Origin of the sequence: Adlercreutzia rubneri (assembly GCF_009755265.1) — a bacterium.
GTDB classification, from domain to species: Bacteria; Actinomycetota; Coriobacteriia; order Coriobacteriales; family Eggerthellaceae; genus Adlercreutzia; species Adlercreutzia rubneri.
In genome coordinates this window covers 43617-68410 of the sequence record NZ_WPOO01000001.1, presented here as the reverse complement: position 1 = coordinate 68410, position 24794 = coordinate 43617, and the positions used below count along the sequence as shown (strand labels likewise).

General features: G+C 65.5%; 21 protein-coding genes. 7 read left to right on the top strand and 14 right to left on the bottom strand.

The features are described 5' to 3' along the window. Positions 1-268 precede the first annotated feature (268 nt). From GO707_RS00310 to GO707_RS00300, 3 genes are all read left to right on the top strand, one after another. Positions 269-1735: a response regulator transcription factor gene (locus tag GO707_RS00310; protein WP_157011490.1), complete on the top strand. Its 1467-nt coding sequence runs from the start codon at positions 269-271 to the stop codon at positions 1733-1735. Positions 1736-1951: 216 nt separating this feature from the next. Continuing rightward, entirely contained in the window at positions 1952-2242 is a 291-nt protein-coding gene (locus tag GO707_RS00305; protein ID WP_114539162.1) for a type II toxin-antitoxin system Phd/YefM family antitoxin, read from the top strand. Further along, entirely contained in the window at positions 2242-2547 is a 306-nt protein-coding gene (locus GO707_RS00300) for a type II toxin-antitoxin system RelE/ParE family toxin (RefSeq protein ID WP_232325489.1), read from the top strand. The genes GO707_RS00305 and GO707_RS00300 overlap by 1 nt, the downstream gene beginning before the upstream one ends. Positions 2548-2706: 159 nt before the next feature. On the opposite strand, the gene GO707_RS00295 is transcribed toward GO707_RS00300, so the two are convergent. From GO707_RS00295 to serC, 5 genes are all read right to left on the bottom strand, one after another. After that, positions 2707-4404: an AMP-binding protein gene (locus GO707_RS00295; protein WP_157011486.1), complete on the bottom strand. Its 1698-nt coding sequence runs from the start codon at positions 4402-4404 to the stop codon at positions 2707-2709. 15 nt (positions 4405-4419) lie between these two features. Continuing rightward, on the bottom strand, positions 4420-4998 hold the full coding sequence (locus GO707_RS00290; protein ID WP_022739788.1) for a helix-turn-helix domain-containing protein: 579 nt from the start codon (positions 4996-4998) through the stop codon (positions 4420-4422). Between the two features lie 146 nt (positions 4999-5144). Next, on the bottom strand, positions 5145-6665 hold the full coding sequence (locus tag GO707_RS00285; RefSeq protein ID WP_114539165.1) for a 2-isopropylmalate synthase: 1521 nt from the start codon (positions 6663-6665) through the stop codon (positions 5145-5147). Between the two features lie 163 nt (positions 6666-6828). Beyond that, the gene (gene serA / locus GO707_RS00280; RefSeq protein ID WP_157011484.1) at positions 6829-8406 is read right to left on the bottom strand and encodes a phosphoglycerate dehydrogenase; all 1578 of its coding nucleotides are present in this window, start codon (positions 8404-8406) and stop codon (positions 6829-6831) included. An 84-nt stretch (positions 8407-8490) separates the two neighbouring features. Beyond that, entirely contained in the window at positions 8491-9573 is a 1083-nt protein-coding gene (serC, locus tag GO707_RS00275) for a 3-phosphoserine/phosphohydroxythreonine transaminase (protein ID WP_157011482.1), read from the bottom strand. A gap of 381 nt (positions 9574-9954) precedes the next feature. On the opposite strand from serC, the gene GO707_RS00270 reads away from it, so the two are divergent. Both GO707_RS00270 and GO707_RS00265 read left to right on the top strand, forming a co-directional pair. Then, positions 9955-10209 carry a glutaredoxin family protein gene (locus tag GO707_RS00270; RefSeq protein WP_117284794.1) on the top strand — a complete coding sequence of 85 codons (255 nt, stop codon included), beginning with the start codon at positions 9955-9957 and terminating at the stop codon, positions 10207-10209. 154 nt (positions 10210-10363) lie between these two features. After that, entirely contained in the window at positions 10364-11140 is a 777-nt protein-coding gene (locus tag GO707_RS00265; protein ID WP_117284795.1) for a dimethylarginine dimethylaminohydrolase family protein, read from the top strand. Between the two features lie 109 nt (positions 11141-11249). On the opposite strand, the gene GO707_RS00260 is transcribed toward GO707_RS00265, so the two are convergent. The 3 genes from GO707_RS00260 to GO707_RS12655 form a co-directional block, all read right to left on the bottom strand. Then, positions 11250-11555: a hypothetical protein gene (locus GO707_RS00260; RefSeq protein ID WP_157011480.1), complete on the bottom strand. Its 306-nt coding sequence runs from the start codon at positions 11553-11555 to the stop codon at positions 11250-11252. A gap of 160 nt (positions 11556-11715) precedes the next feature. After that, entirely contained in the window at positions 11716-15435 is a 3720-nt protein-coding gene (locus GO707_RS00255; protein ID WP_157011477.1) for a UvrD-helicase domain-containing protein, read from the bottom strand. Continuing rightward, the gene (locus GO707_RS12655; RefSeq protein WP_157011476.1) at positions 15432-18131 is read right to left on the bottom strand and encodes a PD-(D/E)XK nuclease family protein; all 2700 of its coding nucleotides are present in this window, start codon (positions 18129-18131) and stop codon (positions 15432-15434) included. Before GO707_RS12655 ends, GO707_RS00255 begins: the two co-directional genes overlap by 4 nt. Positions 18132-18469: 338 nt before the next feature. Between GO707_RS12655 and GO707_RS00245 the strand changes: the two genes are divergently transcribed. Beyond that, positions 18470-18790, top strand: a complete 321-nt coding sequence (locus GO707_RS00245; RefSeq protein ID WP_157011474.1) for a hypothetical protein — start codon at positions 18470-18472, stop codon at positions 18788-18790. Positions 18791-18894: 104 nt separating this feature from the next. Here GO707_RS00245 and GO707_RS00240 read toward each other — a convergent pair whose 3' ends face one another. Continuing rightward, on the bottom strand, positions 18895-19875 hold the full coding sequence (locus tag GO707_RS00240) for a tetratricopeptide repeat protein (RefSeq protein WP_157011472.1): 981 nt from the start codon (positions 19873-19875) through the stop codon (positions 18895-18897). After that, positions 19868-20194, bottom strand: coding sequence for an HIRAN domain-containing protein (locus GO707_RS00235; protein WP_198160959.1), 327 nt, complete (start codon positions 20192-20194; stop codon positions 19868-19870). The genes GO707_RS00240 and GO707_RS00235 overlap by 8 nt, the downstream gene beginning before the upstream one ends. 192 nt (positions 20195-20386) lie before the next feature. Between GO707_RS00235 and GO707_RS00230 the strand changes: the two genes are divergently transcribed. Continuing rightward, entirely contained in the window at positions 20387-20635 is a 249-nt protein-coding gene (locus tag GO707_RS00230; RefSeq protein ID WP_157011468.1) for a hypothetical protein, read from the top strand. On the opposite strand, the gene GO707_RS00225 is transcribed toward GO707_RS00230, so the two are convergent. From GO707_RS00225 to GO707_RS00210, 4 genes are all read right to left on the bottom strand, one after another. Continuing rightward, the gene (locus GO707_RS00225) at positions 20632-22089 is read right to left on the bottom strand and encodes a DUF2130 domain-containing protein (protein ID WP_157011466.1); all 1458 of its coding nucleotides are present in this window, start codon (positions 22087-22089) and stop codon (positions 20632-20634) included. The genes GO707_RS00230 and GO707_RS00225 overlap by 4 nt on opposite strands. Positions 22090-22152: 63 nt before the next feature. Next, positions 22153-22638: a hypothetical protein gene (locus tag GO707_RS00220; RefSeq protein WP_157011464.1), complete on the bottom strand. Its 486-nt coding sequence runs from the start codon at positions 22636-22638 to the stop codon at positions 22153-22155. Next, positions 22631-23992 (bottom strand): Y-family DNA polymerase, encoded by a 1362-nt coding sequence (locus tag GO707_RS00215; protein WP_157011462.1) that lies wholly within the window; start codon positions 23990-23992, stop codon positions 22631-22633. The genes GO707_RS00220 and GO707_RS00215 overlap by 8 nt, the downstream gene beginning before the upstream one ends. 58 nt (positions 23993-24050) lie before the next feature. After that, a complete protein-coding gene (locus GO707_RS00210; protein WP_198160958.1) occupies positions 24051-24743 on the bottom strand; it encodes a DNA alkylation repair protein in 693 nt (230 codons plus the stop codon). Positions 24744-24794: the final 51 nt, after the last annotated feature.

The window sequence follows — 24794 nt, the reverse complement described above, 5'->3', positions numbered from 1 at the left end:
CTCGAGGGGCGGCACGCCATCGCACGCGAAAGAGGAAAGGGAGGTTACGCATTTTCTTGCGAGGTGACGATTCCCGTCGAAAGAGCCTGAAAGGCATCGCAAAACCCCTGCGAAAAGCGAAGTACTCAAAAACTTGCGATCCCATTTTTCATTGACGATCTTTACACTTAGCGCTCGGATTTGATACCGTAGCGCCATGATCGACGCTACATCAGCTAGAGGGTCGAACGACACCGCAACCTGCGGGATGACAAAGGGGAGAGCACCTATGGAAGCAAGCCGCGCCGAATTCGAGTCGTCAGACGCTAGAGAAGGACTCGCCCCCTCCGCCCTCTTCGATAGGCCCTTGTTGAAATACGTGGGCTTTGCCCTGCTGCTCGCCTGGCACTACGTACTTTGGTTTGTGCCGAACTTCTTCTTCCACACCCAGCTGCTCGACAAGAGCGTGACGCTCAGCTGGGTAGCGAGCCTCCTGCTAACGGCGGTGTTCCTCTTCATTCTGGCGGGGCTTCTCGGCCGAAAGCGTCACTTAAGCGACCACCCGATCGTCTTGCCGGCGGCGATGATTGCGGCTTCTTCGGGCACGGTGGCCCTGGGATTTTTTCCCTTCCATCTCGCGCCCGCAGGCCTCTACCTCGTCGCGATCATCATCCTCAGCGTCTCCGAGGCCACGCTCTGGATACTCTGGGGAGAGCGCTACGCCTGCGTGAAGGCGAACTTCACTATCAACCACATCGGCACGGTCTTCGGCATCACGCTGTTCCTGTGCGTGTTCGTCGCCTCGCTCCTGCCTCCGATGATAACGGCGCCGGCGGCGGCCCTGCTCCCCCTGGCATCGGGAGCCCTTCTGGCCTTCGCCCGCAAGGACGAAAAGCGCGCCTTTCCCGTACTCCTGCCGCGCAGCGCTACAAGCAGCGGCTTCAAGAACATGCTCGGCGTTGGCTTCGTCACGCTGCTCGCCTGCGCCGCCTGCTATTTCCTCAGCTGCATCATCCCATGGGAAGTGCTGCCCACCGGCGAGGACTCCTTCACATTCGGCATTTTGGGCGGGGCTCTGTTCATTCTCGTCATCGCCGGCATCTACACGCTGTCGCGCAACCGCCTCAACATCTTCAAGATCTACCCGGCCCTGCTCATCGCCATCATGGTGGGCTTCTCGCTGTTCCTCTCCTCGACGTTCGCTTACTTCCCCGCCTTCATCGTCGGCATCGGCGTGCAATCGCTCTTCGAAGTGCTGCTCATCATGTACTTCGGCATCCTCACCACCAAAGGCTACGCGACCCCGGCGCTCACTTTCGCCATGGCCGGCGGCTTCGTGCGCCTGGGGCTCGCCGCGGGCAACTCGCTGGCGCTGTGGTACGAGAGTATGGCAGTGCCAGTGACCCAGGCCCTCACACCGCCGACCTGCCTGGCCTTCATGTGCCTGCTCGCCGTCGTGCTCGTGCCGCTCGTGCGCATGGAGTTCAGCATCGTGGCCCTCACCGCTGCGCCGCCCACGCGAAACGAGGTGGAGGAGATCTGCGCCGAAGCGGCAGCCGAGTTCGGCCTGTCGGCCCGCGAAGCGGAGATCCTGCTGCTCATCGCGCGCGGACACACGACCAACTCCATGGCGGAAAAGCTCGTCATCTCCCCTTACACCGTAAACACCCACATCCGCCACATCTACGACAAGATGCAGATCCACAAGCGCAGTGAGCTTCTGAACTACCTGAACATGCAGCGCTCAGATTTCTAGAGCACGACTCGATAGGCAGGAACCGATCCCTCCGTAGGGGCTGACCTTGGTCAGCCCTCCCCTGGCGAGTCGACCCCACTTGAGGAGGGGCGACCAAGGTCGCCCCCTACGGGATAATGCGATAACCTTTCGTGACAAATCCATAGCACACAAGATGAGGCATTGCCAATTCTGCTTATTCACTGTATATTTACAGCAAATTCTTAGGAGGTTACTATGCCGCAGATCAAGCCACTGTCCGAATTCAACCGGAACCAGAACGCCCTCATCGAGGATCTCAGCCACTCGGGCGAGCCCTTGTACCTCACGCGCAACGGCTCGGCTTGCGTCGTGGTGATGGACTCGGCCGCCTTCGATGCCGCCATGGCCTTCCGCAACGAGATTTACGAGCAGGAAATGCGCACCTACCGCGGCATGCTCAAAGGCATCCAGGAAATGCAGGAGGGCAAGCTTCACGACGCCCAGGACGTCATGGACGAGCTGCGGGCACTCAGGGGCTGGGAGTGATGGCCGCCGAAGGCATGCGCGTTCTCTTCACGGACTCTGTGCGCACGTTCATCCTGGAGAACGTTTTCAGTGAGCGGGTGGCGCTCGCCATCGATCGCCAAAGGGACATGCTCGCGCTCTTCCCGGAAATGGGCCGCGAGTACGACCCCGTCTACGATGCGGCGCGCCTCTCGGTTCCGTGCCGGTGGATCGCCATTCCCGACACCCCCTTCACCATCTATTACGTGATCGACTACGATGCCGACGAAGTGAGAGTGTTCTACATCGAGCACCAGCGCATGAACCCCATGGGAAGGTTCTCGTAGCGGAAGCCGTCTCGTAGGGGCTGACCTCGGTCAGCCCTCTGCTGGTGGAGCAACCTCGCTCGAGGAGGGGCGACCGAGGTCGCCCCCTACGAAATCATCCCCGAATCGGTGCGAGCTCGCATAGAGAAACGGAGCCCTCCGAACCGTTCGGGAACTTCCTTACTGCCCGGATTTTACCAGCTCTTCGGCCATCTCGCGGAGCTTGAACTTCTGCACCTTCATGGAGGGGGTCATGGGGAAATCGCCCACGAAGAAGACGCGCTTGGGCACCTTGTAGCGGGCGATGCGCGGGATGGCGTAGGCGCGCACGTCGTCCTCGGTCATATCCTCGAAGCCGGGGCGCACCCGGATGAACGCGCCGACGATCTCGCCGAGCTTCGCGTCGGGGATGCCCACCACCTGGGCGTCCAGCACGCCGGGCATGGTGAGCAGGAAGTTCTCCACCTCGAGCGGGTAGATGTTCTCGCCGCCGCGGATGATCATGTCCTTGATGCGGCCCGTGACGCGGAAATACCCGTCCTCGTCCACGGTGCCCATGTCGCCGGAGTGCAGAAAGCCGTTCTTATCGATGGCCTTGGCCGTCTCCTCGGGCATCTTGTAGTAGCCCTTCATGACGTTGTAGCCCTTGCAGCACAGCTCCCCGTGCTCCCCCGGCTCGCAGATGTGGCCGTCGTTCACATCGAGCACGCGCACTTCCACCGGCGGATGGGCCCGGCCCACGGTCTCGCACTTGTGGGGAATGTCATCGTCCACCGAGGTCTGGGTGAACACCGGGCTCGTCTCGGTGAGGCCGTAGCAGATGGTCACGTCGCGCATGTTCATGCGCTCCATGACCTCGCGCATGGTCTCCGGCGGGCAGGGGCTGCCGGCCATGATGCCCGTGCGCAGGTGCGACAAGTCGAAGGAGTCGAAGTCCGGATGGTTCAGCTCGGCGATGAACATGGTGGGCACGCCGTAGACCGCCGTCGCCTTCTCCTTGTCGAGGGCCTGAAGCACCAGCTCGGCATTGAACTCCTCAACGATGAGCATGGTGCAGCGGTGGGTGAGGCAGGCCATGACCCCCAGCACGCAGCCGAAGCAGTGGAAGAACGGCACCGGCAGGCACACACGGTCTTCGGCACCGAGCTTTTGGCCCTCGCCGATGTAGAAGCCGTTGTTCAGGATGTTGCGATGGGTGAGCATGACGCCCTTGGGGAAGCCCGTGGTGCCGCTCGTGTACTGCATCATGACCACGTCGTTGTTGTCGAACTGGCCCTGGGCCCATTCCAGGGAGCTGTCGGGCTTGTGCTGGCCGAGCAGCAGAAGCTCGGGTACGCTGTAGAAGCCGCGGTGCTTCTCGGGTCCCATGTAGATGAGGTTCTCCAGGAAGGGGTACGCCTCGGAATGGAGGAAGCCGCGCTGCACGTTCAGCGACTCGGGCACCAGATCGCGGATGATCTGCAGGTAGTCCACATCGCGGTAGGCGTCGATCACGCAAAGCGCCTTCATGTCCGACTGCTTCAGCACGTAGTCGAGCTCGTGGGACTTGTACACCGGGTTCACCGTGACCATGACCACGCCGATCTTCGCCGAGGCGTACATGAAGGTGAGCCAATCGGGGATGTTGCGCGCCCACACGCCCAAGTGGTCGCCCGGCTTCATGCCGATGGCCAAGAGGCCCTTGGCCAAGGCATCGGTGCGCTCGTCGAAGTCCTTGTAGGTCCAGCGCAGGTCGCGGTCCGGGTACACGACGAACTCGTGATCGGGATCGATCGCCACCTGCTGCTTCAGATAGGCGCCGATGGTCAGCTCCGAGTGCAGCGGATAATCGGGAGACCCGGGAACGGGAGCGTCAGTGGTCTTGTTCTCTTCGGTCATAGATCCCTCCCCCGCTTAGAACGGCGTGTAAACACAGGCCAAGAATTTAGCGTTTTGCCCATTATGGGCGCGCACCTGGTGGGGCACGATGGAATCGTAGTAGATGGACTCGCCGGGGCCGAGCACGTAGGTCTCATTGCCGTACTCGATCTCGATCTCACCCTCCATGCCGTAGAGCCACTCCTCCCCTTCATGGGAATCCAGCTTGTGCGTGGCCTCGCCGGTGGGGCTCACGGTGATGATGAACGGGTCCATATGACGGGAGGGACGGCCCGCCGCCAGGCTGAAGTAGGACAGGTCGCCGGCGTCCTTGGCGGTCTGGAGCGATTTCACGCGCTCCACTTCCTCCATCTGATCGGTGCTGATGTAGGCGGGCCCGTAGGTCTCGTCGTCATCCATGAGGGTGCCCAGGCGCACGCCGAGGGCGCGGGTGAGCTTGATCAGCGGCGCCAGGGACGGCGGCACCTCGCCGGCCTCCAGCTTCTCGATGACCGTCACGTCGCAACCGCAACGATCGGCCAGATCCTGGCAGGTCAGATGATGCGCCTCGCGCAGCGTGGTGATCTTGCGCCCGAGCTTGTTGTCCTCAGCCATAACGTGCCTCCTTGAAATTCGATATCGCACTATTTTACTTGAGGACGGAAAAGGGAAATAAAGAAGCCGATGAGATGTCCCATCGGCTTCGGTGAACGTAACGCCAGGCACGCTCTTCGGCAACGCCCTTAGAGAAGAGGCCTCCTTTAGCGCTTCTCGGCGAGCAGTCGGTTGAGCGCATTCAAGTAGGCCTTCGCCGAGCTGACGATGATGTCGCCATCGGCCCCGCGGCCCACGTACACCTCGCCACCGGCGGCCTTCACGCGCACGGTCACCTCGCCGAGCGCGTCGATGCCGCGGGTCACGGCGTTCACGGCGAACTCGGACAGGTCGTTGTCGACCTGCACGATCTGATCGATGGCCTTGTACACCGCATCGATCGGGCCGGCGCCCCAATCGCACACCGTCCGCACGTCGCCCTCGGGCCCGCGCAGGGTCACCGTGGCCGTGGGCTTCAAGGGGAAGCCGCAGCTGACCTGCACGCCCTCCAGCGTGTAGATGGCGCACTCCTCGCGATCGCGCTCGTTCACGAGCGCTTCCAGATCCTCGTCGTAGACTTCCTTCTTCTTGTCGGCCACATCGAGGAAGGCGTTGTAGAGGCGGTCGAGCTCCTCGCCCTCGTACTCGTAGCCGAGTTCCTCCAGGCGGTGCTTCAAGGCCGCATGTCCGCTGCGGGCCGTCAGCACGATCTGGCTCTGGCCCACGCCCACCTCGGCCGGATCGATGATCTCGTAGGTGTCGCGCTTCTTCAGCACGCCGTCCTGGTGGATGCCCGAGGAATGGGCGAAGGCGTTGGCGCCCACGATGGCCTTGTTGGCCTGCACGTTCATGCCGGTGATGGAGCTGACCAAGCGGCTCGCCTTGATGAACTCGCGGGTGTTGATGTCGGTGTGCGCATCGAGCTCCTCGCCGTGCATGCGCATGGCCATGACCACTTCCTCCATGGCCGTGTTGCCCGCGCGCTCGCCGAGGCCGTTGATGGTGCACTCGATCTGCGTGGCCCCGTTGCGCACGCCGGCCAGCGACAGCGCCGTGGCCATGCCCAAGTCGTTGTGGCAGTGCACCGACACGGTGACATCGTCGATGCCGGCCACGTTGTCCATGAGGTACTTGATGCGCGCGCCGAAGTCCTCCGGCAGCGAGTAGCCCGTGGTGTCCGGGATGTTCACCACCGTGGCCCCCGCCTTGATGACCGCCTCGATGACCCGTGCGAGGAACGCGAAATCCGACCGGCCCGCGTCCTCGGCGTAGAACTGCACGTCTTCCACGTACTTCTTGGCGTAGCTGACGGCATGCACCGCTCGTTCGATGCACTCGTCCTCGGTGATGCGCAGCTTGTCGCGCATGTGCGAGGGGGACACGCCGATGCCGGTGTGGATGCGGGGACGCTTCGCGAACTTCAGCGCATCGGCCGCCGAGTCGATGTCCTTGTCCACGGCGCGGGTCAGCGCGCACACCACGGCCGCGTCGCCGGCCAGCTCGGAGATGCGGCGCACCGACTCGAAGTCGCCGGGACTGGAGATGGGAAAGCCGGCCTCGATGACATCGACGTTCAGACGAAGAAGCTGGCGGGCGATGACGAGCTTCTCCTCCGTGTTCATGGAAGCGCCCGGCGATTGCTCGCCGTCGCGCAGCGTGGTATCGAAGATGTCGATCTTGCGTGTCATGCCATCCTTCTTTCTTCTTTTCTTCTTCCGACAGTTCGCGCCTGAGACGCGGACATAGTTGACCGAAAGCATCATAACAAAAACCAGCGGCACCCCCGTTAAAAGGCGCCGCTGGACACGGTTAAATCTTTCTATAGCCCGACATCGGAGCCGTCGATGGCCGCTACAGGGTGATCTTCCACAGGTTGCGCAGATCGATGGCCCCGCGCAGGCGGTCGAGCACCGCTTCGGACACGTCCCCCTCGACATTCATGTACACGAGCGCGCAGGACTCCTCCGGCCTGGTGCCGATCTGCATGGTGGTGATGTTGGCCGCGGCATCGCCCAGAATGGTGCCGATGACGCCGATGCGGCCGGGGGCGTCCACGTACTCGAACACAAGCGACGTGGTCGCCGGCGCGATGTCGATCTTGTAGCCCATGAGCGAGATGATGCGGGGCGTGTGCTCGGTGCCGAACAGGGTCGCCGCCACCTCCACCTCATCGGCCACGATGCGCACCGAGGAGGCGTACTCGCCGGCATCGCGCGCCGAGGCGGTGGTAACGGAAATGCCATGCTGGGAGGCCACCGACTCGGCGTTGGCCGCCGAGAAGGCCCCGAGGCGCCGGTAGGACAGGCCGCCGTCGAGCACCGCCGCGAGCAGCGGCGCCGGGTCGGCATCCGCCAAGCCGCCGGCCAGCTCCACCTTCAGGCTCTTCGGCGTATGCCCGAGGATCTGGCTGGCCATCGATCCCATCATCTTGCAGGCGTGCACGTAGGGACCGATGGCATCGAAGACCTCCGGGGGCAAGGGCGACAGGTTCACCGCCGTGGCCACCATACCGCCCTCCAGGCCCGCTTCCACGTACTCGGCGATCTGGGTGGAGGCGCGCCGCTGGGCCTCGTGGGTCATAGGCGACAGATGGGGCGTCAGAATGGCGTTTTCGAACTCGTGCAAGGGCGAGTCGGTGCAGGGCTCGGCCTCGAAGGAGTCCACGGCCACCGCGGCGATCTTGCCGGCGGCCACGAAATCGGCCAGGGCGTCCATGTTGAAGATGCCGCCGCGGGCAGCGTTCACGAGCACGACACCGTCCTTCATGGCAGCGAACTCGTCGGCGCCGAACATGCCCAGGGTACCCACCGTGCGGGGCAGGTGCACCGTGATGAAGTCGGCCTGGGCGAGCACCGGCGCCATGTCGTCGTAGAGGGTGACGCCCAGATGCAGGGCGCGCTCCGGCGAGCAGTAGGGGTCGTGCCCGATGAGGTTCATGCCGAAGGCCGCGGCCCGCTCCGCCACAAGACCCCCCACCCGGCCCAGGCCGAAGATGGCGAGCGTCTTGCCAAACAGCTCGCTGCCCATGAAGTCGGGACGGCGCCACTGGCCCGCGTGCATGGAGGCGCTCGCCTCGGGAATGTGGCGAGCGGCGGCGAGCAGGAGCGCCATAGTATGCTCGGCGGCCGAGATGACGTTCGAGTTCGGCGCGTTGCACACGATGACGCCGCGCTCGGAGGCGGCCTCGATGTCGATGTTGTCCACGGTCACACCCGCGCGCCCGATGATCTTCAGGTTCTCGGCGGCGTCCAGCAGAGCCGCGTCGACCACCGTGTTCGGATGCACGATGAGCGCGTCGTAGGGCGCGATGGCGGAGGCGAGCTCTTCGGGCGTGGGATCGATGAGCTTGTCCACCTCGTAGCCGTGCTCGGTGAGCGAATCGATGCCTTCCTGCACCAAGTCTTCCGTGACCAGGATCTTTTTCGTCATGAGCGCCACCTTCCGCATTCGTCGCCCTCGCCGGGCCTCTGTCTTGTCGCAGGGAGGCCGCCGCCTCCCCTTTTTGCCTGCTCGCTAGCCGTTGTTCTTCTCGAACTCGGCCATGAAGGCGACGAGCGCCTCGACACCGGCCTTCGGCATGGCGTTGTAGATGCTCGCGCGCATGCCGCCCACGGAGCGGTGGCCCTTGATGGACTCGATGCCATGGGACTTCGCCTCGGCCACGAACAGCGCATCCAGCTCATCGGAGCCCGTGACGAAGGGCACGTTCATGAGCGAGCGATCCTCCTTGCGGGCGGTGCCGCGGAACAGCTTGCTCTGATCGAGGTAATCGTAGAGGATGGCGGCCTTCTCCTTGTTGCGCTCGGCCATAGCGGACAGGCCGCCCATCTCCTTCAGCCACTTGAACACAAGGCCGCAGATGTAGATGCCGTAGGCCGGCGGGGTGTTCGACAGCGACTTCGCCTTCGCCTGGGTGGTGTAGCGCATGATGGTGGGCGTGAAGGGCAGCACTTCCTCGCGCACCAGATCGTCGCGCACGATGACGATGGTCACGCCGGCGGGGCCTATGTTCTTCTGCACGCCGCCGTAGATGAGACCGAACTTCGACACGTCCATGGGCTCGGAGAGGAACATCGAGCTCACATCAGTGACCAGCGGAATGTCACCGGTCTCGGGCAGCGTGTGGTACGTGGTGCCGTAGATGGTCTCGTTCTGGCAGATGTACACGTAGTCGGCCTCAGGGTCGAACTCGAGGCCGGCCACGTCGGGCACGTAGGAGAAGTTCTCGTCCTCGGAAGAGGCCACGCAGCGCGCCTCGCCGTAGAGCTTCGCCTCTTTCCAGGCCTTCTTCGACCAGGAGCCGGACACGATGTAGTCGGCCTTCTTGTTCTGCATGAGGTTCATCGGGACGGCCGCGAACTGCTGGGTGGCGCCGCCCTGCAGGAAAAGCACCTGGTAGTTGTCGGGAATCTGCAGAAGCTCGCGCAGGTCGGCCTCAGCCGTCTCGATGATGTTCGCGAAGGGCTTGGAGCGATGGCTCATCTCCATGACGGACATGCCGGTGCCGTCGTAGTCAAGCATCTCGGCGGCCGCCTGGCGCAGCACCTCCTCGGGAAGCACAGCAGGACCGGCGGAAAAGTTGTAGACCCTAGCCATGAGGCGATTCTCCTTCATCACGCGCCCGAAGCGTCTGCGGTGGTGCGCCCACGCGTCCCACAGGCGATACGCCCCGGGCAGCCGTCAGTTACCCGGCCATTGTAACCCCATATGCGAGTCGCGCCCTCAACATAAGAGCCGAGCGGTTCGGAGGCGAAGACCTCACGACCTTGCAAAGATTTTGCCGAAAATGGTCACAAAATCGAGTTTTGCTCTTTCCCTATCTTGGAATTGCTCGTTTTTCGTTAATTCCAACAGTCGATTAACCAGTTTCAAGCGCCAATTCGGGCGCGTCGGAGAGCATTTAACATATTCTCGAATTCAAAACTCGATTTTGTGACCAAAAAACGAAAAGTTTTTGTCCTGAGGAAAGGAAGCCTCATGTACTTCGACAACATGGTTCTCTATTACAAGCCTACCTGCCCCTTCTGCCACAAGGTACTCGCCTTCATGGAGCAGGAGGATATCGCCATGCCCATGCGCGACACCCTGGAGCCGGGCGTGAAAGACGACCTCATCCGCATCGCCGGCAAGGGCCAGGTGCCGTGCCTTATCGTGGACGGCGTGCCGATGTTCGAGTCCGACGACATCATTCGCTTCCTCGGCGACCTCATCTTGGAGCGCGAAGAGGGCTAGGCGGCTGCAACAGACGAAGCACAGGACGCGCCAGGGCCCGACCCGGCGCGTCCTGTTTTATGGAAGACTTCCTCAAAGATAGTGCGCCATTGACGCCTCGTCAGCGCTACACTGTTCTCACGCGAAAACGCGCAAGCGAGGACAAGGAGTCTCTATGACCAAGTTCACCAACGTCATCGTCCGCAAGCCGGGCAAGTCTCTGTGCAACGGCATCACGAGCGCCCCGGAGCTGGGCCAGCCCATCTACGAGCGCGCCGTGGAGGAGCACGACGACTACATCGCCGCCCTGAAGCAATGCGGCGTGGAAGTGACCGAGCTGCCGGCGCTGGAGGAATACCCAGACTCATGCTTCGTGGAGGACCCCGCGGTTATCACGCGCTGCGGCGCCATCATCACCAACCCCGGCGCCGATTCCCGCAACGGCGAGAAGGACGAGATCGAGCCGACCATCCGCCAGTTCTTCGACGACGAGCACGTCAAGCACATCGTCGCGCCGGGCACGCTGGACGGCGGCGACGTCATGATGGTGGGCGACCACTTCTACGTGGGTCGTTCCGCTCGCACCAACGAGGAGGGCATCCGCCAGTTCATCGAGATCCTCGAGGGCTGGGGGCTCGAGGGCTCCGAGGTGCCGCTGGAGGAGGTGCTGCACCTGAAGACCGGCGTGAACTACCTGGAGGACGGCAATATGCTCGTTTCCGGCGAGTTTATCGAGAAGCCGGATTTCGCCCAGTACAACAAGGTGGTCGTGCCCGAGGACGAGGCCTACGGCGCCAACTGCATCTGGGTCAACGGCACCGTCATCGTGCCCGAGGGCTACCCCACGGTGCTGAAAGCGGTGCAGGACCTCGGCTACAAGACGCTGGTGGTGGACACCTCCGAATACCGCAAGGTGGACGGCGGCCTGTCCTGCCTGTCGCTGCGCTTCTAAGCCGCTGCTCTTACCGAATGCCAGATGAGGCCCGCGAGCGATCGCGGGCCTCTTTACGTACCGGCTCAGCCTCGCCTCGTTCTTTAGGAAGAACGGCAGTCACCGCGCGCTACTCCACCGTACCGTAGACCTGGCCCCAAGCGTGGCCGACGATGGCGCTGTTCAGCTGGGTGCACAGGCGCTGGCGCGTGTAGTCGCCAGGCGGGAGCAGCGTGACGATGCGCAGAAGCTCGTCAGGCAAGTCGGCCGCCTCGGCAGCCACCACCACATCGAGCCGGCGCACCTTGGCGCCGACGGCCTCGGCGATAGCGGGGTCCAAGTCGCCGTATTGGGCGAACAGCGCGTCCACGACATCCTGCAGCGCCCCGTAATACTCGCTGCGCTCGCGATTGGTTCCGGTATGCTCACGGGCCATGACGGCCTCCTATCTATCCTTCATCGTAGAGGGCGACCTTGATCGCCCCTTCGCAGCCTCGAAGCTCTTCCAATTCCGTTCCACAGATGGGCCTGCCGCCGAGGGGCGACCAAGGTCGCCCCCTACGGATGGGGTTGCGGCCGTTAAGGAACGGATGACCTCAAACGCTTGCTTCGCGCTGCTTGGCGATTGTAAGCGCTTCCAGGGCGGGCAGGTCGGTTTTCTCGAAATGGTACGGAACGATCTGCGGATCACGCGGGTTATCGGTGCCGGGGCGCTCGATGCGCAGGAAGTGGGCCTCCACCGACTCGTAGCCCGCGCGCATGAGCGCATAGGCGTAGCAGCTCGCCTGGAGACGGTGCTTCTCGTCGAGCTGCTCGGGCGTCTCGTCGTCGCGGCCGCCGGTCTTGTAGTCGATGAGGAAGGCCGCGCCGTCGCCGTTGTCGGCGAGGCCGTCGATCTCGCCTTCCAGGAAGAAGCCGCCCAAGGCCACGGTAAAGGGCACCTCGGCGCGGCGGTGCTCATAGGAGGCGAAACGGACGGCCTCGTCGCTTCCGAGCCAGCGGGTCAGCGCCCTGTACAGCCGTTCCTGCTGACCGGCCGAAAGGCTCTCTTTCTGAATTTGGGCCTCGATGGCCGCCTCGCCCGGGCAGAAGAGCGCCCCGCGCTCGCTCAGCTCGATGGCCTGCTGGGCCAGGCGGTGGAATGCCGTGCCCAGGGCCGTCGCACTCTCGGAGCCGGGAAGCGCGCCCCTGTCAGTTGAAGCGCGGTATTCGGAGGCGACCGCAGCTCCTTCCGAGTCGACAAGCACTAAGCCCTCGTCGGTATCGACGGCCGCCTCGTCGCTGTGGGGGTGCGCGCCGGAAAGCGACGTGTAGGAGTAGAGCCCCTCGCGCGCGAAGTTGCGCGGAACGAGCACCGGATCCTCGGGGTGCTCGCGCAGCGGAACCAGAAAGACAGGGGAAATGTCCGTCGCCGCAGTTTCGGAGACGATCCCCTCGTCGGCCCGTTGGCCCCGCGCCCCGTCGGATCCTCGGTCCTCCACTTTTTCTTCGCCGGCAAGAGCTCCCTCGCCCTCGCCCATCTCATCGTCTTGCATCTCGACGAGTAGCCGCTCTGCCGTCACTCTGGCCGGTGCGCGGCCGCCGAAGTCCACCATGGAGATACTGGCACCCTCGCCCATGGGCCATCCGAGCGCATCGAAGACGTCGCCGGTCACCCAGGTGTCCCCGTAGCCGTCCTCGGGTTTCGCGCTCACCCTCATGACCAGCTGCAACGAGCGGCTCGCGCGCGTGAGGGCAACGTACATGAGGCGCCGCGCCTCCTCGCGCTCCTGGACGGCGGAATAGGTTGCCAGTGCCGCGCCAAACCGCGCCGCCGGCAGCGTGCAGAAAGCGCGCTCGGCCTCGGCCGGCTCTTCCATCGGCACCGCGGGACCCTCCTCGTCCAGCGCCCGTGCCCAGCTGCGCAGCTTCGCCGCCGTCTTGTCCCACGAGCCATGGGGCATCCAAGCCGCAGCCACATAGGTGGCCTCGCCGATGTTCTCGACGAAGAAGGAGGGCGCGCTACCCCCCGGATAGCCGTCCTTCAACTCTGCCACAGCCACATGGGGAAACTCCAGGCCCTTGGAGGTATGCACGGTCATGATGCGCACGAAGTCGGCATCGAGGCACGTCAGTGCGCCGGGCGCCTCCTTGGCCAGGGCGATATAGTCGGAATAGCGCCGCGACACATCGGCGATGCCGCAGCCGTCGCGCTCGAGCCCCTCGACGATGACGCAGGCCTTGTTGAAGTTCCCTGCGCGCGCCATGCCGTTGGCTCCTTCAAGTTGGAGCCGATCCGCCAGGCCGCTGTCCGCGAAGAGACGCCGCAGGGCCGACGCCGCGCCCTCCCGCACCGCATGACGCACAAAGGAGCGCAGGCAGCGGCGCGTCAAAGCCAGGGCAGCGCGATCATCGGCGCCCAGGGGAAACGCGCCGTCCTCCTCACGCCCGAAGAAGCCGCGAGCGATGGACTGGCGGGGGTACCCGCTCTCGTCGCCGGCCGCCCAGGCGTCCGTCGTGGCAAGGGCGAGAAGGGCATCGTCGGATATCGCGAACAGCTCGGAGGCCAGCACCGGGTAGAGCGCCTCGGTGTCGTCGCGGTTCACGGCCACGCGCAACAACAGGGCCACCAGCTGGGCCTCCGGGCTCTGGCCGAAACCCGACCCGCCGGCCACGATGCTCTCGAGACCCGCCTCGCGCAGCGCCTCCTGATAGAGGGAGGCGCGGGTCATGCTGCCCAGCAGCAGAGCCATCTCCCCCGGGCGCGCCCCCGCGTCCCTCAGCTGGGCGAAGCGGTCGGCCACCTCGCGAGCGCAGCGCCTCGATGCCTCGTCGGATGACACGGTGGCGTGGCTCGCGTCGTTCTGGAAGACGCTCACGGCGATGCGGGCCGGGCCGTCGGGGCCAAACATCGGATCGACGGTCGCGTTCACCGCGCCGGCCGCCTCCAAATGCAGGAACTCATCACCGAACACCTGGGGTTGGCCGAAAATGGCATCCACGAGCGCCAGGACGTCGCCGTGACTGCGGAAGTTGTGGGGCAGCGAGGGAAACTGCGCGTCGGGAGAGAGGTTCCGCAGCCTGTCGCGGTACTCGAAGAACACGTTCACGTCGGCGCCGCGGAACCGGTAGATGCTCTGCTGCGCGTCGCCCACCGTGCACACGTTGGCGAAGCCCGGTTGCGCCAGAGCGCCGATGACGGCGACCTGCAGCTTGTCGGTATCCTGGAACTCATCGACCATGATGACCCTGAAGCGCTCGCGGTAGCGCGCCGAGAGCTCGGGGTGCTCGGCGAAGGCGTCCAGGCACCGACGCAGCAAATCTCCCTGATCGAGCCGGCCGCTCCCCTTCGCCCGGGCATAAGCGTCCTCCACTAGGCGCGCGAGCGTCACGGCGGCGGCAGCAACCCGCGCCCCCAGGGCCGCCCGGGCCTCGGAGAACACATCCGCATAGGCCTCGCGCCAGGCGGCGAATGCCTCGGCATCCGGCTTCTTGGCGCGGTACTTCTCCGAAGAGGGCGGAAAGCCCAGAAGTACGTCCAGGTACAGCTCCGCATCGAAGCGCGCACTCAGAAAGCCCTCGCCCGCATCGGCCGCAAGCCATCGCTCGGCCCCCTCGATGCCCTCCTCCAGAGCTGCGGCGAACGCCTCGTCGGTGGCGGTGGGCTTGTCCCATTCCCGCACCGCGCCCTGGATTTCCCGGGCCGCTTCCAGAACCAGCCGCATAAGCTGCTCCGGCGCGGCGGTCGGCTCCGCCACCCGCAGGCCGCCGAACCCCTCGGGCATCGCCCTCACCCGGGCCACCACTTCCTGGGCGTATTCAAGAAGCCCCTTGTCGAAAGGGCCGCGGCCCTTGAGCCCGAACTCGTCCACAACCGCGCGCAGCAGCGGATCGGCGCCCTCCTCGAGGTGGGCGAGCACCTGCTCTACGGCCTCAGCCCGAAGGTAGCTCGCCTCCGCCTCGTCGACCACCTCGAACGCGGGATCGATGCCCACCTCGAAGGCGTTCTCGCGCAGGATGCGGGCGGCCATGGAGCCGATGGTGCACACCCAGGCGTCGTCCACCTTCAACGACTCCTCGACCAGGCCTTCCTCGCGCAAAAGCCCGCGGATGCGGTCGCGCAGCTCGGCGGCCGCCTTCACCGTGAAGGTGATGGCGAGCACCTCGTCGACAGATCGCAGGCCGCCGGATTTCCCTTCGCCGGCGAGCAGCCCGTAGGCGATGCGGCGCGTCAGGGTGAACGTCTTCCCCGAGCCGGCGCCGGCGGCCACCATGAGGGGTCGATCGAAAGTGGTGATGGTCAGGCGCTGGCCCTCTTTGCAGCTATCGAGATTCACGCGAGCCTCCCGGGACAATCGTAGGCGGGACAGTACGTGCAGGCAGCCGGCGCGGACGGGCTCACAGGTATGGCCCCTTCGGAAAGCTCTGCCAGCCGCGCGGCCACCAACGCCTCGATGGCATCCAGGTAGGCCGAGAAGTTCATGGCCACTTCCGAGTTTTTCGAGGACAGGCCGCCCGCATCGTAAGCCGCGCCATCGTAGGCGCCGGCCAGAAGCTCCTTCGCGCCGCGCGCGCGGTAGCCCAGGTACAGCGCGCCCGCGCAGGCGAGGCCGAAGCCGGTGCGCGAAAGCGCCTGGGCGTAGATGAGCCCCTGCACGTGTTGCGGCAGAGACGGCTCGTCGCCCTCTTTCAGGCCTGATGCGTAGCCCTTGGATGCGCCCTTGTAATCCACGATCACGAAGCGCCCGCGCTCCGCGTCGACATCGACGCGATCGATGCGGCCCCGCAGGCGCACGCCGGCGTAGTCCACGGCATCGGAAACCTCGATGGCATGCTCGCAGAGGGCGGGCTCGTAGCCGGCGGGCATCTGCGCCTGCAGGCGCAGGCTGCGAACCAACTGCCGTTTGAGCTGCGCCAGCTGCTGCCGCTCCTCCCGGTTGGCCGCGACGAGGCGCGATCCCAGTCGCCGCTCGGACTGCACCCGCGCAAGCTCGTCCACGAGCGCCTCGAGCCGGGGCGCCAGGGCCTCGATATTCTCCGCACTCACACGGCGCACGCCCTCCCCGGCGAGACCGTCGTAGAAGTGGGCGAAGACCTCGTGGGCGAAATTGCCCAGCTCCCGCGGGCCAAACTCCTCATCGGGGCCCTCCGGTCGAAGGCAGGACTGCACGAACCAGCGGTAGGGGCACGAGAGGTACTGCTCGATAGCCGAGGGGGACAGCACGGGCAGTCCCTCGGGCGTGCGCGCGAGATAGCGTAGAAGCGGAAGGGTGCGCAAGCGGCCTCGCATCGGCACGGAAAGCTCCTCGCAGCTGGCAATGGGGCCGAACGCGACGCCGAGGACTTGGGGCAGCGCGCCCTCGCCGGCGCAGCGCGCCTCGGTCGCCAAGGGCTCGGGCAGCCCGAGGCGCGCGGCATCGGAGCGCTGCCACCGGGCCGCCAGCTCCCCGTCCCCTTCCACAAGGGCCCGGGAAGCCTCCGCTTGGGCCTGGGCACTTGCGAACTCCTCCAAGAGAAATGACGGGAACGACTCGTCCCCCCGCTCGTCGCGGCGGCTCACCCCCAGGACGAACCGGCGGCGCGCGGCCCCCCCAGCCGCCGCGAACCGCGACCGCTGGCGCCGAAGGGCCGAGGGCTCGCGGGGAAGGCCGAGCGCCTCGGCGAGGCCGTCCAGGGCCGAAAGGTCCTCGGAGATGCCGAAGGTGCGCGCACTGACGTCCGCCAGGACGACCGTGTCCCAGCTTTTCGGCGCCAGGGAATCCAGCACCGCCGTTCCCGCGATCTCGCACACCGGGCCCTCGCCATCCGACGAGCCCTCGATGCGCACCGTGGCGTCCGCGAGCATCGGCAGTAGCGCGCGGGAGGACGCCCCCAGCTCTTCCGCCGTCTGCACCAAGGCGCGGAGCCTGTCGAGGGCGGCGCGCTCGACGGCGCGCTCCAAAGCGCCCGGGAACGCAGAGCCCACGATGCCGGAGAGGGCCTCAAGCGCATCGGACGGAACGCTCTCTCCGCGGGCCATCGCCCGAACCACGCGGACGAGGGCCTCATAGGAGCGGCTTTCCGCCGCAAGGATACCGGCGGCGTCCTCGGCGAGAAGCAGGCGATCAGCCCTCAAGCGCCCGTTGATCTCCCGGGCTTTCCGGTCGTCGAGGCCCGAGAGCGGGTTGTAGGCGAAATCGGTGGCCGCCGCGAGCCAGTGGGGGCTCCCCTCCTCCAAGCGGCGCACGCATTCCCAGGCACGCCCGAGAGCCGTGGCGTCCCAGGGCACGGCCCCCCGCAACGCCACCTGAAAGCCGGCTGCGGCCAAGGACGCCCCCAAAACCCGCAGCAATCCCGCGGGATCGGCGCTCACAACCAGGGTGTTCTCCGCTTTGCCCCCATCGCGCGCTATCGTCTCAAGCAGAAGCTCCGGCATCGCCGCCGCTCCCGCAGCGATCAGTACGGACGGCTGCACGTCCCGGGGAAGGGGCGGCACCGTCGCAAGGTCGGCCGCGCCCTCCGCACGGGCGCCCAAAGCCGCAAGGAGGCTCCGAAGCCCCTCTGAGGCATCCAGAAAGTCGAGAACTGCCACCTCCATGACGGGAAGCCGGCCGGCAGCGACCATCGAAGCAAGACGGGCGGCCGCCGCGTCCGGCTCTATGAGGTTTCGTGCCGACAGATCGTCGTAATAGGAGCGGAGGCACGCGACGAGCTCGCGCTGCAAGGGGGCCAAGCCATCCCCATCGCGTCCGATCCCCTCGGCAAAGGCCGCCGCATGCTCGGCGGCGAAAGCGGCCAGCACCGACGGCGCACCAGGTGTCTCGGCAGCCCCGCAACCAGCGGCCGCCCGGGCCATCAGCACCTGGCGCTCGTCGGCCCTGACGAGCGCGCGCCCATCGCCCCACAGCTCCCACAGCTCCTCCACCAATCCCGCGGCCGTAAGGCGGCGCGTGCCGAAGGCGGCGCCGGCGCCCGCCTCGGTCGCGGCGGCCTTGGCGGCAGCATTCGCACGCTCGGTGGTGCGGTAGAGCTTGATGGGAACGGTCGTCGGCACGGGCATCCTCCTTGAAAAATCAGTTCCGACCATTCTAACGCGATCAGGACGCTTCGGTGTCCTCTTTATGTCCCTCCACAGCCCGAACTTCCCTCTGCTGGCACCGCGTTCGCACCGGATAGCCCCACGCAGCCGAAAATCAATCGGCCCGGACGAGTCGTCGCCACCGGCTCCGTAAGCATTTGGCAACGGATTGCCGCCCGCGCGGTGACCCGTGGGCCGTCGAGCGTCGACGGCCTCTTCCCGAGGCTACCATGACAAGGGAACGCGATGACACCCGGCGCAGACGCGCCCCGGAAGGCCAGCCCGTTCCCCTAACCGCAAGCGACAGGAGGCGCATGATGACGTATCAGGAACTGATTATCAAGCTCATCGAGATTCAGAAGCACATGATGCCCGACTTGGAGAAGTTCGAGCGCGAGGGCCGGCTGCCTCACGATCTTAAGGTCGCCAAGGCCGAGATCATCGAATGGGAGCACACCGTGGACGGCGACGGCGGCCTGGAAGAGGCCCCGGAGATCTGGCCCGTGGAGAAGTTCGCCCGGGCCCTGCGCGAGCACTACGACGACTTCAACGACTTCATGCGCCGCAACATCGCCGAGTACGAGGCCCTGGCGGCCCAGCTGCCCGAGGCCTACGCGCACCCGCTCGGCCAATAGGCACCGGAGTCGGGGCATGCCGTTGAAGTCCCGCTCGTGAGCGCCGACCACCATCGAGAGCCACCTCCCCGGGCGGCTCTCGTCGTCTGCTACCCCGCTCGCGCCTAGTAGGTACCGGCGATCTCCTGGGCCATGCGAGCGACGCCGCGGCGCGCCTCGAGGCGCTCGCGCTTGAAGTGCCACTGGCCGCCGTCGAAAGCGGCACCCAAGCTTATGGCCGCCAGCCGATACCAGGTGCGCGCCCGGCGGAAGTCCTGGGCGCAGCCGCGCCCCAGCTCGAAGGCCCGGGCCAGGCGCAGGGCGGCGTTGCCCGTGGATGCCCGGTCCTCGTCGATGCGCCCGCTCTCCAAATCGAAGGCCCGGCGGTACAGCGAGAACGCGCGGGCCGTCGAGGCATCGCATCCCCGGCCCGCGGCCGCCAAGTCACCCAAACGCCAGCAGCACTCGCCGTGGCCGTGGTAGGCGCCGAAGGAGAAGTGCAGGTAGGCGCGCTCGTCGAAAGGGGTGTCTACCTTGTGCAGCGCGCGCCGATCGGCCAGACCGTCCCAGTACTCCCCCTCGCACAGATCGCTCTCGTAGATGACGCCGAGACGGCAATGGGCGCCGATATTGCCCCGGGCCGCGGCATGCAGAAGGAGTATCTCGGCCGCGCGGTAGCAGTCGATGCGTCGGCGGCGATGCTCCTCGCCCGGCAGACCCAAGGCTTCGCTGAAATAGATCTCAGCCAGCTCCAGTGCGCGCCAGCCGCCACAGTCGGCGCCACCGGGGTAGGAGGCAACGAAGGTGCGACCGGCCCCGTCGGGCGCCGGCTCGCTCACCCAGATGCGGGGCAGGCCGCCCGCGCCGGCAACGCCCTTGCGATCCACGGCGAACACCGAGCCCGTCTCGCGCCTACGGCGCCACTTCTCGTTGCGCAGCACTTTCGGCGTGAAGCTCGTCTCGGCGCCCCCGCAGGCCCGCCGCGCGCTGGGCGCGCCGAACATCAGGTTCGCCATGCGTTGGGTCCAGCCCACTTCCTCGGCGCGGGCCGGGGCGGCGGGGGCGGTTGCAACAGGGGCAGCCGCGGCCGCGACGGCGCTAGTCATTGAGCACCACCTCCATCACGAGCCGCGTCCACGAGCCGATCTGCTCCTTGTCCGTGAGGCGCCCCTCCACGGACTTGCCGCCGTCGATGAGCCGGGCGACGAACTCGTTGCACTCGCAGGAGACGTAGCCGATCCGGCGGTCGGCGCCATCGCGCACCTCCACGGCCCAGCCGTCATGGGGGTTGGCCGCGTCGCGCACGAGCGCGAACCGCTCCCCTTTTCCGTAGCCTTCCGCAATGGCCGCCATGGCGGGCACGTGGCGCGTTCCCGCCACGGTGGTGCCCTCTACGACGCGGATCGATTGAGCTGCAGTTGCCATGGGTTCCTCCTGACCGATAACCTTATGATCGACCATAATAAAGGACCCCCGAGCGATTAAGTGTACTATCTTCGGTACAGCTGAACCTTAAAGCCTCCTTCGCCGACCAGATCGCTCATGGTTGTCGAGACCACACGATTATGTTAGAGTCCGCTAACACGAAATCTGCTTCCCCGAAAGACGAGGAACACCATGAAGGACAAGAAATCGAAGAAGGCCGCCGCCGACAAGAAGGCCGAAAAGAAGGCCCGCAAGAAGAAGCACACCGGTTGCGCGGGCGAGAAGGGCGCCGCCGGCTGCAAGGGCTGCGCCAAGGCCAAGGCGTCGCTTGCGCTTTCGCACTGCACCTGCTGCAAGAAGCGCTGCCCGCTTTCCAAACCCAAATGCGGCAAGGGCCGCCGCCTCGCCGCCGCCCTCAAGCTGCGGGAGAAGAAGGCCTAGTCGTCGACGACCTCGGTATCGGCCGCTTCCGCCGTCTCGTCATCTGTCCCGGCACCTTCCTTCGCGGCGCGGGCCTCGTCGAGCAGGGCCTTCATGGTGGGGTTCTTGCGGGTGAGCTTCTTCACGGTGAGATCCTCCGCCTTGTCGTTGGCCAAACGCAGGTTGCGCTCACTCCCCAGCAGGTGCTCCTTGATCTTCTGCAAGTGGTCGATGGACTTGTCTATCTCGTCGATGGCCTTGGCGAAGCGCTCGCTGGCGAGCCGGTAGTTGCGGCCGAACTTGTCCTTGAAGTCGGCCAGCTGGTCCTCGAAGTTCGTCACGTCGATGTTCTGCTGGCGCACGAGGGCCAGCTCGCGCCGGGCCTCCATGGAGGAGAGCGCCGCATTGCGCAGAAGCGTGATGAGCGGGATGAAGAACTGCGGACGGATGACGTACATCTTCTCGAAGCGGTAGGAGACGTCCGTGATGCCGGCGGCGTACAGCTCGTTGTCCGGCTCGAGCAGCGACACGAGCACGGCGTACTCGCAGCCCTTCTTGCGGCGGTCGGCGTCCAGCTTCTTGAAGTGCGACTCATTGGTCTTCCTATGGGTGGAGTCGTCGGCCTCGTTCTTCATCTCGAACATGATGGAGACGATCTCGTTGCCCTCCTCGTCGAAGTCCCGGAAGACGAAGTCGCCCTTGGTGCCCTCCACCACCTCGTTGTCCTTCTCGAAGTAGGCGCGCGGGAAGGCCGTGGGGCGCAGGCGGTTGAACTCGATCTCGCAGTGCTGCTCCAGCGACTCGCCGAGCATCTTCGTGGAAAGGCGCGCCTTCATGTCCTGGATGCGCTCGATCTCGCGCTCGCGGTCGGCGATGAGCTCGTCTTTCGCCCGCAGCTTCTCGGCCAGCTGGGCCTGGGCCTCGGCCTGAGCCCGGGCCAGCTCGGCCTCGGCACGGGTCTTCTGCGCCTCCAGCTCGTCACGTGCCCGCTCCACTTTGCCGCGCAGCTCGTCCCGCTCGCGCTCGACGGCCACCTGGGCGTCCTTGGCCGCAGCCTCGGCCCTCTGCACCGCGATCTGGGTTTCCATAGAGGCTTGCGCGCGCTGGCTCTCCAGCTTCTGGGCCAGCTCGTCGCGCTCGCGCTCCACCGCGCGCAGCCGCTCGGCCTCGGCGGCCATCGCATCGCTCACGGCCAGCTTGCGCGCCGCCTCCGCCTCGCTCTCCTTGGTAGACAGCTGGGCTTTCAGGTTGACGAGCTCGCCGTCGCGCTCGGCGATTTGCGCGCGCAGGGCCTCTTCGGCCTTCGACACCGCCAGCGCCACCTCCTGCTCGCGGCTCTTCTCGGCCAAAGACACGCGAGCGTCCACCTCGCGTTGGAACTCCTGGTCGCGCACTTGGTTCAAAATGGCGGCGTAGCCGCTCTCGTCCACCGTGAACGCCTCGCCGCAATGGGGGCACTTGATCTCGTTGCTCATGAAACGGTTCCTTCCTGTTGCTCGAGGGAATCATACACCGCCGCCGAGGCGGCGGCCCGGAGGTCAGCCGGCCGGGTACAGCATTTCCAGAGACTGGATGGCCGAAAAGGGAATGCGACGGCGCACGATCCACAGGTCGCGAAAGGTAAGGTCAATCTGGCTCACGGCCCCTTCGGCCACCCGGTAGCCGCCGTCCTCGTAGTAGCGGCAGCGCACCACGTCCCCGCGGACGAGGTTCGCGATAATCCCGTCCAGCGCCCGGGCCTCGTCGTCAGCCAGCGGCCGACGCGGCTCAGGCACTACTTCCTTTGCATGAACGAGATCGTAGTAGCCGCGCAGCGCCGCGAAGGGCATGAACTGGCGGGCACGATCCGGGTGCGGCCGCCCAATGTCGGGCGGCACAGGAGGATCCAAGGACGCCTCGGCCTGCCGCCCCTCCGCCCCTGCATCGGCGACCGTCCCGCCAACGGCGACCCCCTTGTCAGGAACACCCGCACCGCCGACCTCCTCCCATACGAGTCCCGCGAGCAAATCCACTTCCCTAGCCATGGTGCCCTCCCACCATGGTGTTCCGCTCGCGACCGAGCGCGTGCTCCTTCAAGCTCGTGCCCTTGATGAGGGCGTTTTTCCCGAACTTCTCCTTCACGGCGAGCACGGCCTCGGCGCGGCGCCGCTCGCGATCGGCGGCCGCAACATCGGTGAACAGGTCCACCGTGGCCAGATCGGCGTCCACCAGGTTGCCAAAACCGATGCTGATCTTGCGCATAGTGCGAGCGGGATCCACCGTCTCCCGAAAGAGCGCCTCCAAATAGCCGTAGAGCTTCGCGAAAGAGTTCGTACGCTCGGGAATCTTGCGCGAGCCGCCCCCGTGTGGGCGAGCGCCGCCGACACGGCGGATGCCGTGGCCGCCGTCGAAGAGCTCCCCGGCCTTCGCGGAGCCCTCCGACGCATCGCCCCCAGCATCTTCCGCCATCTCGCCCTCGCTCTTCCCGTAGCTCACATGCAGGGATATATGATCGGTCACCAGGTGCTTCTCTACCAGATCGAGCACAGAGTCGTCCACCATCTCGCGCAGCACCATGAGGGTGTCGTCGAAGTTGTAGCCGCAGGGCAGGATCTGCCCGTTCATCATGGAGGAGCTCTCCGGTTCGTAGGCCTTGATCTCGGCGATGGTGCAGGGCTCCACGCCCCAGGCGTGATCGATGAGGTACTCGGCGTTCACCCCGAACTCGCCGTAGAGCACGTCCGGATCCATCTCGGCGACGCCCTTCAAATCGAACACCCGGTACTTCGCGAGCCGCCGAGCGATGCCCGGCCCGATGTTCCAAATGTCGGTGATGGGCCGATGTCGCCAGATGCTCTCGCGAAAGGAGCGCGCATCGAGCTCGCCCACCCCGTCCAGCGCGTGCTTGGCCGAGATGTCGAGCGCCACCTTCGCAAGGAACAAGTTGGGGCCGATGCCCACGGTGGCCGGGATGCCCGTCTCCGCGAGTACTGCCGAGCGCAGGGTGTCGGCGAACTCGCGGGCCGTCAGGTCGTACAGCTCCAGGTAGGGCGTGGCGTCGATGAAGCACTCGTCGATGGAATAAGGATGGATGTCCTCCTGGGACACATAGCGCAGGTAGGTGCCGTAGATCTCCGCCGACACTTCCATATAGCTGTTCATGCGCGGCTGAGCCGTGATGTAGTCGATCCCCTCGGGAATCTCATAGAGCCGGCAGCGGTTTTTCACCCCCGCCGCCTTCATGGCCGGGCTCACCGCCAAACAGATGGTCATCTCCGAGCGCGTCGGATCGGCCACCACCAGCCGTGTGGTCATGGGATCCAGCCCCCGGCGCACGCACTCCACCGAGGCGTAGAAGCTCTTCAGATCGATACAGACATATGTGCGCTCACGTTCCATGCCGCCCAGTATAACATGGAACGTTAGTTCGAGTTATACGAAATAGCCTACTTCCCGCTTACGACCGCCGCTTCAGGGCGCGCAGGCGGCCCTTCTGCTCAAAGGGGATGCGGCGGCTCTCGATGGCCTTCTGGATGGCCTTGTTGTGGGTCCACTCGTCGAGGGCGCCGGAGGCGATGACGCGCTCGGCGGCCGCCGGCTGCTTGGCCAGCGCCTCGGCGAAATACCAGGCGCGCACCATGTTCACGTAGTACTCCGGTCGCGACACCGCGACGACCCACTCGAAGAACTCGGGTCGGAACCGCTCGTCGAGGAACAGCTGCAGCAGCACGCCGATGGCGAAGCGCACCGTGTACTCGTGGTCGCTTTCCAGCCACTGCCGCACCTTCACCAGGGCGGCATCGGGATTCGCGGCGAGCCCGCGACAGGACAGCTGGTCGCAGGTGGCCCAGTTGTCGGCGAAGGGCAGGAAGCGCTCGATCTCGCCGACGAGCTTACCGAAGTCACGTTCCTGCGCGATGACGAACGAGTGCAGCTGATTCTCCTCGAAGGCGCCGTGCGGCAGCGCCGCCAGAAACTCCCCTGCATCTTCCCGCCGGGCGAGTCCTTTCGCGAACTTCCGCAGCTCGGGCGTGCGCACGCCCACGATGGTGGCCGCATCGATATTCGGGATGAGTTTCGCCTGGAACGCCCGGTACCCCTCGTCCGCATGGGAGGCGAGAAACGCCGCTATGTCTTCGTGAATCGCCACGGTCCCCTTCCCCATCGCATGAACACCGTCATTCTAGCACGTAAAAAGAAC